This is a genomic window from Sphingomonas sp. ABOLE, from assembly GCF_003950455.1.
GTDB classification, from domain to species: Bacteria; Pseudomonadota; Alphaproteobacteria; order Sphingomonadales; family Sphingomonadaceae; genus Sphingomonas; species Sphingomonas trueperi.
This window is the reverse complement of sequence record NZ_QQWY01000027.1, coordinates 1-12,442: the sequence shown is the minus strand read 5'-3', so window position 1 is coordinate 12,442 and position 12,442 is coordinate 1. Positions and strand designations below refer to the sequence as shown.

Below are 12,442 nucleotides of genomic sequence, written 5' to 3'. Positions count from 1 at the left end.
GTGGGCGACGATGCTCGTCATCCGTTCCGTCGCCCACCGTCGATCGCCCGTGCGGCGCGCGGCATGCACGTGGCGGTTTATTGAATAGTATCCGCCCGGTATGCGATGCGCTTCGGTCGTGCCGTCGCTCAAGGGAGAAACCCCGTTGCCCTCGTCTGTTTCCTCGTTCCGTGCACCGGATTGGGTGCCCAGCATTAGCAGCGGCGGGCGGGCCGTCCTCGATCATCTGTTGCGTACTGGCGGGGCCAGCCAGGCGTCGCTCAGCCAGGTGCTCGATCTGTCGCAACCCAGTGTCGCCCGTCTGGTCGGTACATTCCACGCCGCGGGCATCGTCGCGCTGAGCGAGCGCACGCCGGGGGTGCGCGGGCATCCCAGCGTCCAGGTGACGCTCGCGCCCGACTATGCCTTTGCCATCGGCGTTACGCTGGTGGGCGACGCGGTGGGAATCACGATCCTCGACCTTGCCGGCAAGGTCCGCGGCGCGCGCACGATCGGCCTGTCCGACATGGCACCCGTTTCGGTGCTCGAGGCATTGCGGACGCTCAAGACGGCACTGATCGCCGAGGCGGGAATCGACCCGGCGCGCATCATCGGCGCCGGCGCCGGAGTTTCGGGCTTTCTCGTGCCGGGCGAGCCGTCGCGGTTCAATCCGCCGACCCAACTCGCCGGTTGGGCGAGCCTGGACGTCGCGGCGGCGCTCGGGGCCGCGCTGGCCTTGCCGATGCTGAGCGAGAATGACGGAATCGCCGCAACCGTCGCCGAAGGGTTGGTCGGTGTCGGCCGCACGTGCAGGAATTTCGGATATTGCCACCTCACCAACGGCTTTGGCGGGGGCCTTACGGTCGACGGTCGGGTCGTGCAGGGGCGGTTGGGGAATGCCGGCGACTTTGGGGGTGTGTTGTGGCTTCTCGGCGGCCTGTATCCGAGCCTGGATACGCTGCACGCCTCGGTCCGCGCGGCGGGTGGTCCCGACGAGGGCGTGGAAGCGATGGTGCGGCGGGTGTGCCTGGACACCCCCGGGGTCGCGCAATGGGTGCGCGAGGCAGCGAAGTCGATCGGCCAGCTGGCCTTCTTGCTGGGCCATATGGTCGCATCGGAAAAGGTGGTGATCGGCGGCCGCCTTCCCGCCCCGATCGCCGCAGCGCTGGCGCGCGAGACCATCCTGCCCGCCACGCCGATGCGCAACGACATGCCGTTTCCCTTGCCGGCCGTTGTCCCGACGGAAGTGCCCGGGGACGCCGTCGGCATCGGCGCTGCGATGTTGCCGCTGCGCAAGGCGTTCTTCCTGGAGCAGGGTTAGGTGGTTGGTCCCGGCACTTGAGGATGCAGATCTGGCAGCGGAGGACGGCACGTCGCGCCACCCACCGCCTGTATCGGGCCGCCCGCGTCACTTCCGGACGAAGGCAAGCGGATCGGGGTTGATCACATCGGCATGCGACCTGCGCATGCCGTGCGGGAGGCTGCTGGGATCCATAAACGGGATTCCCTTAGCGCGAGAGACGGAATTCACCCTGCACGTTGGCGTGGAGGGTGGATTGCCGGGAAAGTTCTGGCGGAGCGACGAGCAGTGGGAGCGGCTATGGCCGTTGCTGCCAAACAAGCCGGGAGGTGCGCTGCGGGTCGATGACCATCGTGTGTCAGCGGCATCCTGAGCGTCGGATAGCGGCGTCTGGCTGTTTGACGGCGACCGATTCAGGTGATGGCTGGGGAGCGAAGACGCTCCCCAGCCAGCTTATTTACCAAGCTCGTCGGCCAGTGCGGTTGCGCCATACACCTTGCGCAGGGCTTCGCTCACCGCTGCCGCCGATACCGAGATCGCCCGGTTGGTGGCGGGATCATAGCCATAGTTCCCGCCGAGGCTGTGGATGTTACCGTCGAACACCGCGCCGATCACTTCGGCCTTGGCGTTGATCAGCGGCGAGCCTGAATTGCCGCCGATGATGTCGTTGGTGGTGCTGATGTTGAAGATGGTGTCCGGGTTCAGTCGATCCTTCGCCGCTAGCCAGCGCGGATCGAGCTTGAACGGTTCCTGGCCGGTCGCGCGCGCGTAGAGCCCGGCGAAGGTCGTGAAGGGCGGCACTGCATTGCCGCGCTCGTTCCATCCGGCGATCTTCCCGTAGGAGAGCCGCAGCGTGAAGGTTGCATCGGGATAGAGGCTGTCGCCAAACGCGGTGAAGCGCGCCTGGGCGATCTGCTCGCTCGCCGCGACCGTGGGGCCGGTCACCCTCTCGTTCCACGCTGCCTGGAGCCGGCGGGCCTCGGGATCGATGCGGCGGGCAAAGACGATCAGCGGATCGTCCGACGCCGCGATCGCCGCTGCGCCGCCCTCCCACAGCTGCTTGCGATAGGCCGGGTCGCCGAGCCGCGAGCGGGATAGCGCCGCGCCCAGCGTCTCCGGGCTGTCCTTGCCGAGCAGCAGCCGGGTGCCGACGCCGTCGCTGCCGAGATATTCGCGCGCCTTGGAGAGCCAGAAGGTAAGGGTCAGCTGTTCCAGTTCCGGCGAAACGGGGGCCGCGTCCAGGATCTGCTTTTCCAGCAGCGGCAGCTGCGAGTCGGCGAAGCCGGGCAGGCGTTGCGCCGCGGGCTTGACGCGTTCCGTGCCGGCGCGGACGAGCGCCCTAGCATAGCCGAACAGCGGCGATCCGATCGGGCCGCCGGCGATGTAGCTATAGTCGAGATAGAGCGTTTCCGCCTGCGCCTGCGCTCCGGCGATCTGCTGCCAGGGGGCATTGCCGATGCCCGCCTTGGTGCGCAGCGCCGCCTCCTGGGTGCGCTTCTCGGCCAGGAAGGCCGCGTCGTTCAGCGCGAAGAGCCGGCCGAAATAGACCTTGTAGCCATTCTCGATCCCGAACAGCAGATCTTGGGCGAGACGGCGATGCTCGTCGGATTCGGTGCCGAACTGGATCAGCCTGCCGCGCAGTTCGGCCATGCGCAGCAGGGTGAGCGGCAGCGTGCGGTCCCGCTGGCGCTCCAGCTGGGCGACGGTCAGCTGGCGATCGGTGCCACCCGGATTGCCGGCGACGAACACCGGCTCGCCCGCCTTGGGCGCAGCAGGGTTCCAGCGCAGATGCTGCGGGGTCTCGACCGGCTTGCCCTCTGCGTAGAGCCGCACGAATGCGGCATCGAGTGCATAGCGGGGGAAGTTGAAATTGTCCGGGTCGCCGCCGAAGAACGCGGTCGGCACGCCGGGCGAGAAGACCAACCGGACATCGGCATATTTGCGGTACCGATACAGCTTGAACTGCCCGCCGTGGTAGAGATCGACCACCTGGCAGCGCAAGGTCGCCGGCGATTGGGCGCAGCCCTGCACCTCGATCGCGCCGATCGCCGCGGTGCGCGCCTGGATCAGCGCGGCGCCGGCCAGACCGTCGCCCGCCTTGCGCACCTGCGCGGTCACGTCGGTGATGCCTTCGAGGATTTCACCCTGCATGCCGGGGCATTTGCGCTCCTCCTCCGGACGGGCGGTGACGATGCCCTGGATGTAGAGGTCGTTGCCCTTGGAGGAGAGATCCTGCGCGCATTCGGCGACGCAGTGATTGTTGGTCAGCACCAGCCCGCGCGCGCCCACCACCGAAGCCGAGCAGCCGCCCGACAGGCGCACGGCTGCGCCGCGTACCTTGTCCAGCCAGGCCTGGTCGATGGTCACCCCATAGGCCGCCTTCACCTTGGCGGCGGGGAAATTGTCGAAGGTCCACATGCCCTCGTCGGCATGGGCCGGGCTGGCCAGCATCGAGGTGGCGAGGAGGGCGAGAAGACGACAGGCGCGCATGCGGGGTCCAATGTTGTTGGTCGAGCGTGGACTCTAGCGGGCTACCGCGAATGATACAATGTATCATTGTTGTCTGCCGCTGCCGATCGTGAACGTGCCAGTGTCGCGGTAGCGCCTCGGTCCCGGCGGGGTGGCACCTGCAAAGGCGGGCGGCAAGGGCGAGAGCCCCCGCAGACCGGCTCACTTTGAAGGCTCTGGGTTCCAGCGGGTCTAGGAGTCCTTGAAATTCGCTCTTTCGCGAATTTCCAAACGGTCTCTAAGCGTCTCGTGCGCCGCCTGTCGATCGGCGACGGCGACATCACGATGCCGGCGATACCCGTCCACCGTTCGGTGAAGACGCTCAATCGCCCGGTGGCCGGAAGTGGTCTCTGTGGCTGAGGAATAGTTTTTCAGCTCCGGCCATGATGTTGGAAGCGATGGCTTTACGCAGCGATGGGCATTCCGCTCCAGGCGGGCGAAGGTCCTGAAAGCTTCGCGTTGGCCAAGCGCACCTGCGAAGGGGCTCCGTCGGTAGCTGCCGCAAGGATTCTCAAGCACACGATCCCTTTTGCTGTGTTGTTTACGTAACACGGGCGGCTGGTTGCGCAATTATGGCCTCTCTCCACGATCCGGCAGCTACGACCACGATGGCAGGTTCCCACGCCGGATTTCAAAGAATAATCGCTATCGAGAACAAATTGCAATAATATTGGCAAACGTTTCGCCGGGCGTTACGTGCTGTTGCGATTGATTCGCACATAGGGGGTAGTAGTGTTGCCTTTGAAAACAGCGCTGGCTGCGGCGGTTGCGTTCGTCTCGGCTCCGGCGCTTGCGCAGGAACAGTCGGCGCAGGCGCGGGGCGAAGCAGACGAGATCACGGTCACCGGCCGCGCGCAGCGGCTGTACCGGGTGGAGCAGACGACCGTCGGCAAGTCGGCGGAAGATCCGATGAACATCCCCCAGGCGGTGCAGGTCATCAACGCGGACCTCTTCGCGGACCAGGGCGCGCGGGATGCGACGGACATTTACCGCAATATCTCGGGCGTCACGGCGTTCAGCTATGCCGGCGTCACCTTCCGGGGCTTTCGCCAGGACCAGTCCTTCTACGACGGCCAGCGGGGCAATCCGTTCATCGGTTTCTCGGTGCCCCAGCTGTTCAATATCGAGCGGGTGGAGGTGCTCAAGGGGCCCGCCGGCCTGTTCTTCGGGCCGGGATCGCCGGGCGGCATCATCAACTATGTGTCGAAGATTCCGTCGGACAAGACGGGCCTGCGCGCCGTCATCACCGGCGGCACCTATGACCGCATCGGCATTTCGGCCGAGGCGACCGGACCCGTCGATCGGCAGGGGGTCGTTACCTATCGGCTGGGCGGCTTCTATGAATCGATGGATCCCTATCGCCGCAACACCCAGAACAAGTCGCGCATCGGTGACGCGGGCATTGCGATCAAGACGAACGAGGGCGGCAAGCTGACCCTGCAGGCGACGCTCTACGACAGCACCTATCAGGCAAATCGGCTGCGCGGGGTGCTGGTCGATGATCGCGGCAACTTCCTGACCAGCATCCGCTGGAACGCCAACGAGAAGACCGATTTCCTCCGCTTGCGCTCGGAAGCGTATCAGGCACGCTATGCAACGGCGATCGGCGACCGGGTGACGTTCGACGCAGGTGTCCGCTATTTCAAGGCGACCGAGACGCAGCAATATCATGAGCCGCGGGGGCTTGATCCGGCCAACCCGGACCTGGTGCGCCGCGAGTTTCGCGACCAGATCCGCCCCGTCGACGGCTTGTCCTTCATGGCCAATCTGACCGCGCGGGTCGACCTGCTGGGCATGGAGCACAAGTTTCAGGCGGGGGGGGACTGGTACCGTGAGACGAGCATCCTGCGCTCGCGTATCCTGCGCGCGGGCGTAACCTCGCTCAGCCTCAGCAACCCGGTCTATGGCTCCGGGGCCGGGGACGCGGCCCGAGCGGCATCGCTGCCCTTCACGGTCACCGAGACGCGCAGCAGGCGCAAAGGCGCCTATCTGCAGGACCAGATCAGCATCACCGATGCGCTGCTCCTCGTGGCGGGCGTGCGCTACGACAAGTTCGAAGACGGCGTGACGACGAGCACCGGCGCCACCGTGTCGGGACGATCGCGCTATGCCGACAACGATGTGACGTTCCGTGGGGGCGCGGTCTTCAAACCGCGCAGGGACGTTTCGCTATACGCCAGCTGGTCGCAAAGCTTCGAGCCGCAGGCGGCAGCCGACCAGAATCGCGACGCCGGCGGGCCGTTCGCGCCGATCACCGGCAATCAGCTGGAAGGCGGCGTGAAGACGCAATTGTTCGGAGGCAGGCTGCAGGCGAATGGGGCCGCCTACCGCATTCTTCGCAAGAACATCCTGCAGGTGGATCCCACGCGCTCGCCCGTCAACGGCGTCGACCCGCTCGCGCCGATCGGCGAGGTGACGAGCAAGGGGTTCGAGTTCGACCTCACCACCGATCTCACCCCCAACTGGGTGTTGCTGGCCAATTACGGCTACAACGACACCAGGATCACCGGCACCGTGCCTGGCCAGGCGATCACGAACGCGGTGGGGGACCGTTTCGCCAACGCGCCCAAGCACCAGTTGGGATTCTGGACGCGCTATCAGGTGCCCGCGATCAGGGCTGCGTTCGCTTTTGGCGGCGAGCATGTCTCCCGCCGGATCAGCCTCTCGGGCCAGACGGTGAAGCCCTATACTGTGTTCGACGCTTCGATCACCAAGGGGCTGGGGTTCGCGGAACTGCTGCTGCGCGTCGATAATCTGTTCGACACGGTCTATGCCGCGTCGGGCTTCTCGGCGCAGAGCGGCCATTTCCCTGGCGAGCCGCGCACCTTCCTCACCGAACTGCGCCTTCGTTTCTGATCGTGGCGGCGCAGGGCAAGGCGAAGCAGCGGTCGCTATGGTGGCGGGTGCATAGCTGGGCAGGGCTGAAGCTGGCGATCTTCATGACCTTTGTCCTCGCCACCGGCACGCTGGCCGTGTTCGCGCACGAGATCGACTGGCTCGTGACGCCTGCTATGCGGGCGACGCCGCAGTCGGGTCCGAAGGTCAGCTGGGGCACGCTCGCTGCCGCGGCCGTCCGCGCCGAGCCCAAGGGCAGGCTGCAGACGCTGTACGCCCCCATCGATCCATGGTTCACGGCGGAGGCGTGGGTCGACATGGGAGGCGGTGCGCCGCGGCGGGTGTATCTCGATCCCTGGAGCGGCAGGGTGGCGGGAACGCGTGGCTGGGCCAATGTTCATCGGTTCCTCCGGCAGGTGCATCGCCACCTCATGCTGCCGACCCGCATCGGCATACCGATCGTAACGACACTGGCGCTGCTGCTTCTCGCCTCCCTCATCACCGGGCTGGTGACCTACAAGAAGTGGTGGCGGGGCTTCTTCCGGATGCCGCGCGGCGGCGATCTTCGCCGGGTGACCGGCGACGTGCATCGGTTGGGTGGACTATGGAGCCTCTGGTTCGTCACGCTGATCGCCGTTACCGGTCTCTGGTACTTGGTCGAAAGCCTGGGCGGAAATGCTGCCGTGCCGGAACTGCCAACGTCCGAAGCCGTCGTCTCGATTCCGACCGGCGCTGCGCTAGACCGCTTGGTATCGATGGCTGCCCAAGCCCGTCCATCGCTCAAGATCCGCGAGATCCGGTTTACGAAGCGAAATGGCGTCATTCTGCTCGGGCAGGATCGTGCGTGGCTGGTACGTGATCGTGCCAATGGCATCGCGATTGACGCCGCAACGGGCAAAATCCTGGCATCTCTCGACGGACGCAACTTAAATGCACACCAGCGGATCTCGGAAATGGCGGATCCCCTTCACTTCGGGACCTTTGGTGGGATGCCGACCAAGATCCTCTGGTTCCTGTTCGGCCTGATTCTGACGGGCCTGTCCGTGACCGGCACGATTATCTACGCGAAGCGGCTGTCGAAGGCCGATCCGGCGAGATGCGGCGTCGGCCGGATCGCCTGGTCGGGCATGGGCGCATGGGGCTATCTCGCCGTCGGACTGGTGGTGTTGGCGCTTGTGCTTACTCCCGGCGCGATTGCTGGAGCGAGTTGACCGGCCGGCGTCGTCGTCGGCATCTTCCCCAACGAGGATGCCATCACCCGTCTCGTCGGCGCCTTGCTGATCGAGCAGAACGACGAGTGGGCCGTTCAGCGGGGCCGCTACATGACACTGGAAAGCGTCTCGCAATTGAGCGATGATCCCCTCGTCACGTTGTCGTCCTTGCCGGCGTGATCGACCCTGGACTGACCGGAGATCAAAGCGGCTACGCCGCCCAAGCTACACCAGACTGTGGGACCAAACAGCTAGGCCGATGACCGCATCGCGACCCAGTGCAACATCGATGCCCCGGCCGTTACGCGATTGACGGCATCGCGCGCGAGCGAATCGCCGATGCCGCGCGTGTCGAACCGCGCGCCCAGATCGAGAAAGCCTCCGATGTTCCCGCCACCGCCGCGACGCTGCGCGGCGAGCCGGTGCTGGATGCGCGCGAACGGGTCGCTGGCATCGTCGAACACGCCTTCGGTCTGGACGGAGGTTTCCACCGACCTCGGGAAGGCGAGGACCAGCCGCGTACTCGCATTGTCAGGTCTGAAGTCGGGAATCGTCTCGTTGCCGCCATTGGTGCTGCGCGGCCACCGATTGACGAGGAACTTGGCCTGTTCAAGCTACTGCGGCGTCAGCAAGTTTGCAGGGATTTCGGCGCTTATCTAATTGCCCGAAATCTTGATCGCGCTGGCGGGCAGCGTGGTGCCGGTGCCCGAGATCAGGTCGCGGAGCGTCACCGTACCCGCGCGCGGATTCACGATCACCACCGAATCGAACAGCACGTTGGTGGCGCCGATCGCGGCGAAGCCCGCAGTCCCCTTGCCGCGATTCAATCCCCAGACATAGAGCATTTTCTAGTTGACCGTTTACGGTCAACGACTCGGAAAATGCGGCAGTCGAAAACCTAGAGCGTCTTCGCCCAAGGTGAAAACGCTCTAGAGCCCGGTCGGCGTGGTTCCGATCGCCGCGGCGGTCGTCGCGTCGAGGCGGAACTTGGCACCGTCAAAGGTCGCCTCAATGCGCGTCAGGTCGAGATCGCCATTCTTCGGGCCGGTAAAGCTCGGGATAAAGTCCCCGGTCGGATCGGAAATAGCCTGGGCCAGCGCCGGTGCGCTCGTCGAACCCGCGACAAGCAGGGCGCACGACAGGATGCGGCGGGCAAGGCGCCCGCCGTTGCTATAGGAATACATGATGGAAGCTCCCTTTTAATCTGTGACGGCCGGGCCGCTACGTGGCAGGCACGGTGCTTGTCAGACACCGGCCGGCATCCATTATTCCGCAGGACCCTATTTATTTCCCGTCGGCCAGGGCGACGTGCCAGGCGCCGTTCAGCAGGCCGTCGCCGGTGATGTCGCCGGGCTTCGCGTCCTTGGCCCAGCGATAGAGCGGATGTCCGCGATAGGCCCATTGGCGGCTGCCATCGTCGCGCGTCACGATCGACCAGTCACCATGCGCGGGAAAGCCGGGGGCGGCGACGACCGGCGGCCAGTTCGCGGCGCAGGCACCGTTGCAGACGGAGCGGTCCGCTGAGTCCTTGTCGAACACGTACAGGGTCATGCCTGCCGCATCGACCAGGGTCTGGCCCTTGGCCGTCGCGGCGACATGGATCGACGGCGGATTGTGCGCGACGGCGGGGCTGGCTGCGAACAGCGAAAGGCTGCACAGGATCAGGAAACGCATGTCGATTCTCCTTGGGTGCCGCATCCCGCCATGCGGGACCGGCCGGTGGCGCGCATCGGTGATGCGCTCGATCGTTAGACCCCAGCCGGCCGCGTCTATTCCCGCCGAACCCGCTAAATCGCCCGGCTGAACTGTGCCCTAGCGACATCGGCGATGGGATGGATCTGGGCCTGGTCGAGCGGCCCGACCAGGCTGAACCCCAGCCCGTCGCGCGACCAGCTCACCGATGTGACGTGCCCTTCGGTCTCCAGCTTCATCGGCGTGTCGCGATCGACCGCCATGTTCCGCGCCAGCAAGGTCAGCCGCGTGCCCTTGCCGTTGTCGAACATGTAGAGCACCGCCGGGCCATGCGGCGTGGGGACGACGCGACCGCCGATAAAGCTATATCCCGCGCCCGACAAATCAGGGATCGACACCGGCCGTTCGAGACGGCGCGATGCCCATTGGACCAGTTGCGGCGCATCGGCGGCCTTGATCTCCACCGGCCGGCCCATATCGGGCGCGTAGACTGCATAGCTCTCCGTGGCCTCCTGGGCGAGCGCAGCGATGCCGGCGCGCGGCGGCTCCTGCACGGAACGCAAGCCCCAGCCGCCCGCGCCGCCCAGGACCATCAGCAGCAACGCGGCGGCCACCTGCCAGGGGCCGCTGCGCCAATCCCGGCGCGGGCGCCGATGACGATCGACCAGGCGGCTGAGGTTGAGCTCCGCCGGCACCGGTTCGTCCGCGATCGGGGCCAGGGCATCGCGCAACGTGTCGCGAAGGGCCCGGTCGATCGCGATGCGCTCGGCGACTTCGGGATGGCTGGCAAGATAGGCTTGGACCTCGGCGCGACGGCGGCTGTCGATCGCATCGTCAATATAGCCCTGGAGGTCGTCCTCGGTAATCGGGCGGCCGCCATTCATTTCACTCTCCTCAAATGGGAAACGGCGGGCTGATCACGGCCTGCAATCTCCTCGCGCAGGCGCGTCCGCGCGCGGGACAGCCGCGACATCACCGTGCCGATCGGTACGCCCAGTGCCTTTGCGGCATCGGCATAGCTCAGTTCCTCGATCGTCACGAGCAGCAGCACCGCGCGCTGGTCGTCGGGCAGGCGATCCAGCGCTTGCAGCACGTCGCGCTGATGAATGCCCGCTTCCTGATCCGGCGCGCGCGCCACCGCGGCCGGGCTGGCGTCTTCCACCTGCACGTGCGCGCCCCGCCGCGCGGTCTGGCGCATGCGGTTCATCGCCAGATTGTGCAGGATCGTGAACAGCCAGGCCCGGGCATCGCCGTCAGCCCGCCGTTGATGCCAGCGGCTGATCGCGCGTTCGAGACAGTCCTGCACGAGATCGTCTGCCGCAGCGCTGTCGCGCAGCAGCACACGCGCATAGCGCCGCAGCCGGGGGATCAGCGGTTCGATCAGGAGCATCATGTCGCGCATCGCGCTTCAGCGCTGTTGCACTTGCACGTTCGCGCCGGGCGCGTCGGCGGTGCCTTCCCGGATCGCGAGCCAGCGCCGCCCGGACGGGGCATCCGGCTGCACCACCTGCCGGATCGGGCCGCTCGCATTCACGATCGCCGCGCCCGTGGGGTTGGTCATGAAGCTGGCGAGCGGCTGTACCGCGCCAGTGCCGTCGGCATGTGCTGCGAGGACAAGCTGATAGGGGTGCCTGGGCATGAGCCCGGTTGCGGATGCCTGGAGGATCTGGATCAGGCCCTGGTCGAACAGCGTGACGTTGGTCAGCGCCGTGCCGCCCGTGCCGAGCGTCAGCTTGCTGGTATGTCCGGCGATGCCCAGCGGTTGCAGGTTCTGGAGCCCATCACCCTGCGGCACCGCATTGGCGACATAGGCGATGGCCTGGGGCGCTTGGCCGATCGGCACGGTGCCGACCAGCGTATTGGTCGCGGTGTCGATCATCGCCAGGCTGTCGTCATTTTCAAGGCCAACGATAACGCGGCGGCCATCGCCCGACGTCCAGATGCCGTGCGGGAGTCGCCCCACGGGGACGGTCGCGACCTTCTCATAGCTATCCGTTCGGAACACCTGCACCTCGCCGCGCCTACCAACGGTGACATACGCAAAAAGGCCGCTGGCTGTCGTGGCGAAATTGACGTGATTGGTGATCGGGCCGGTGTCGGTCACCTTCGGCGTCGCGAAGGGCGGCCTGGCATCGATGACGACCGTCTCGCCGATGTCCTTGAGCGTATACCAGACCTGCTTGCCGTCCGGGGTGGCGGCGATGTTGGGGCAGAAAGGACTGGGCTGGGCGACGCGGCCGACAATGGTGTGGCTGGCGACGTCGAACACCACCAGTTCGGGATTGAACGACATAGCCTTATTTCCCGTCGGGCAAGAAGATCGTCATGCCCGGCCCGCCCGGCGTCTTCAGCCGCGCCGTCTCTTGGTAGGTCGCCGGATCGAGCACCGCGATGTAATCCTCGCCGCGCACCGTCACCCACACTTCCTTGCCGTCCGGCGTGAAGAATGCTTCGTGCGGACTGCGGCCGACATAGGTCGTGTGCTTCACGCTGTTGGTGGCGGTGTCGATGAAGGTTACCGCGTTCGACCCGATGGACACCACGGCCAGGGTCTTGCCGTCGGGCGAGAAGCCGAGCCCGTGGACCAGCACCTGCCCCTTGTAGAGCGGACTGAAATTGGCGGGCTGGGATCGCCCAGGCGGATCACGCCGCAGCTTTCCTTCGACCGGATCGGTGACCGAGACCGTGTTCGAGAATTGCTCGGCGGCATAGACGCAATCCTGGGAAAAGGGCCCCACTTGGCCTTGCGCTTCAGTGGAACAAAGCGAGCGATCACGAACCGGATGACCTGCTCCCCAGAAATCATGCCATTGGTAAGTTAGCTCGTCAGATGGAGACGAGTGATGCGGCGAAGCCGATTTACCGAGGATCAGATCATTGGGGTGCTGCGGGAGCATGAGGCTGGCGTGAAGACCGC

Annotated in this window: 11 protein-coding genes and 2 pseudogenes; 4 read left to right on the top strand and 9 right to left on the bottom strand. The window is 65.8% G+C overall.

The genetic code is table 11. The annotated features are described in order from the left end of the window. Window positions 1-118 precede the first annotated feature (118 nt). Window positions 119-1,300 carry an ROK family protein gene (locus CA234_RS16125; RefSeq protein WP_164521849.1) on the top strand — a complete coding sequence of 394 codons (1,182 nt, stop codon included), beginning with the start codon at window positions 119-121 and terminating at the stop codon, window positions 1,298-1,300. A gap of 432 nt (window positions 1,301-1,732) precedes the next feature. On the opposite strand, the gene CA234_RS16120 is transcribed toward CA234_RS16125, so the two are convergent. Continuing rightward, window positions 1,733-3,769, bottom strand: coding sequence for a S46 family peptidase (locus CA234_RS16120; RefSeq protein WP_126002222.1), 2,037 nt, complete (start codon window positions 3,767-3,769; stop codon window positions 1,733-1,735). A gap of 750 nt (window positions 3,770-4,519) precedes the next feature. Here CA234_RS16120 and CA234_RS16115 point away from each other — a divergent pair. From CA234_RS16115 to CA234_RS16105, 3 genes and pseudogenes are all read left to right on the top strand, one after another. Continuing rightward, window positions 4,520-6,643, top strand: a complete 2,124-nt coding sequence (locus tag CA234_RS16115) for a TonB-dependent receptor (protein ID WP_241213543.1) — start codon at window positions 4,520-4,522, stop codon at window positions 6,641-6,643. Between the two features lie 2 nt (window positions 6,644-6,645). Continuing rightward, window positions 6,646-7,833 (top strand): PepSY-associated TM helix domain-containing protein, encoded by a 1,188-nt coding sequence (locus CA234_RS16110; RefSeq protein WP_241213542.1) that lies wholly within the window; start codon window positions 6,646-6,648, stop codon window positions 7,831-7,833. Window positions 7,834-7,845: 12 nt separating this feature from the next. Next, a pseudogene (locus tag CA234_RS16105) lies at window positions 7,846-8,013 on the top strand (transposase); the annotation flags it as partial. A 71-nt stretch (window positions 8,014-8,084) separates the two neighbouring features. Here CA234_RS16105 and CA234_RS16100 read toward each other — a convergent pair. The 8 genes and pseudogenes from CA234_RS16100 to CA234_RS24990 all read right to left on the bottom strand — a co-directional run. Beyond that, window positions 8,085-8,324, bottom strand: coding sequence for a hypothetical protein (locus CA234_RS16100; protein ID WP_126002220.1), 240 nt, complete (start codon window positions 8,322-8,324; stop codon window positions 8,085-8,087). A 165-nt stretch (window positions 8,325-8,489) separates the two neighbouring features. Next, entirely contained in the window at window positions 8,490-8,678 is a 189-nt protein-coding gene (locus CA234_RS16095) for a hypothetical protein (RefSeq protein WP_126002219.1), read from the bottom strand. 84 nt (window positions 8,679-8,762) lie between these two features. After that, window positions 8,763-9,017: a hypothetical protein gene (locus CA234_RS16090; RefSeq protein ID WP_126002218.1), complete on the bottom strand. Its 255-nt coding sequence runs from the start codon at window positions 9,015-9,017 to the stop codon at window positions 8,763-8,765. Between the two features lie 100 nt (window positions 9,018-9,117). Then, entirely contained in the window at window positions 9,118-9,507 is a 390-nt protein-coding gene (locus CA234_RS16085; protein WP_126002217.1) for a hypothetical protein, read from the bottom strand. Between the two features lie 113 nt (window positions 9,508-9,620). Then, complete coding sequence (locus CA234_RS16080) at window positions 9,621-10,409, bottom strand: anti-sigma factor (RefSeq protein WP_125978050.1); 789 nt, start codon at window positions 10,407-10,409, stop codon at window positions 9,621-9,623. Next, window positions 10,406-10,918, bottom strand: a complete 513-nt coding sequence (locus CA234_RS16075; protein WP_241213541.1) for a sigma-70 family RNA polymerase sigma factor — start codon at window positions 10,916-10,918, stop codon at window positions 10,406-10,408. Before CA234_RS16075 ends, CA234_RS16080 begins: the two co-directional genes overlap by 4 nt. A gap of 15 nt (window positions 10,919-10,933) precedes the next feature. Next, window positions 10,934-11,818, bottom strand: a complete 885-nt coding sequence (locus CA234_RS24995; RefSeq protein WP_241213540.1) for a hypothetical protein — start codon at window positions 11,816-11,818, stop codon at window positions 10,934-10,936. A 4-nt stretch (window positions 11,819-11,822) separates the two neighbouring features. Further along, window positions 11,823-12,442: pseudogene (locus CA234_RS24990) on the bottom strand (YncE family protein); the annotation flags it as partial.

Bases quoted from the DNA above. Each gene is read 5' to 3' on its own strand.
- CA234_RS16120 (WP_126002222.1), bottom strand. From the start codon at position 3,769: ATGCGCGCCTGTCGTCTTCTCGCCCTCCTCGCCACCTCGATGCTGGCC.
- CA234_RS16095 (WP_126002219.1), bottom strand. From the start codon at position 8,678: ATGCTCTATGTCTGGGGATTGAATCGCGGCAAGGGGACTGCGGGCTTC.
- CA234_RS16090 (WP_126002218.1), bottom strand. From the start codon at position 9,017: ATGTATTCCTATAGCAACGGCGGGCGCCTTGCCCGCCGCATCCTGTCG.
- CA234_RS16085 (WP_126002217.1), bottom strand. From the start codon at position 9,507: ATGCGTTTCCTGATCCTGTGCAGCCTTTCGCTGTTCGCAGCCAGCCCC.
- CA234_RS16080 (WP_125978050.1), bottom strand. From the start codon at position 10,409: ATGAATGGCGGCCGCCCGATTACCGAGGACGACCTCCAGGGCTATATT.
- CA234_RS16075 (WP_241213541.1), bottom strand. From the start codon at position 10,918: ATGATGCTCCTGATCGAACCGCTGATCCCCCGGCTGCGGCGCTATGCG.
- CA234_RS24995 (WP_241213540.1), bottom strand. From the start codon at position 11,818: ATGTCGTTCAATCCCGAACTGGTGGTGTTCGACGTCGCCAGCCACACC.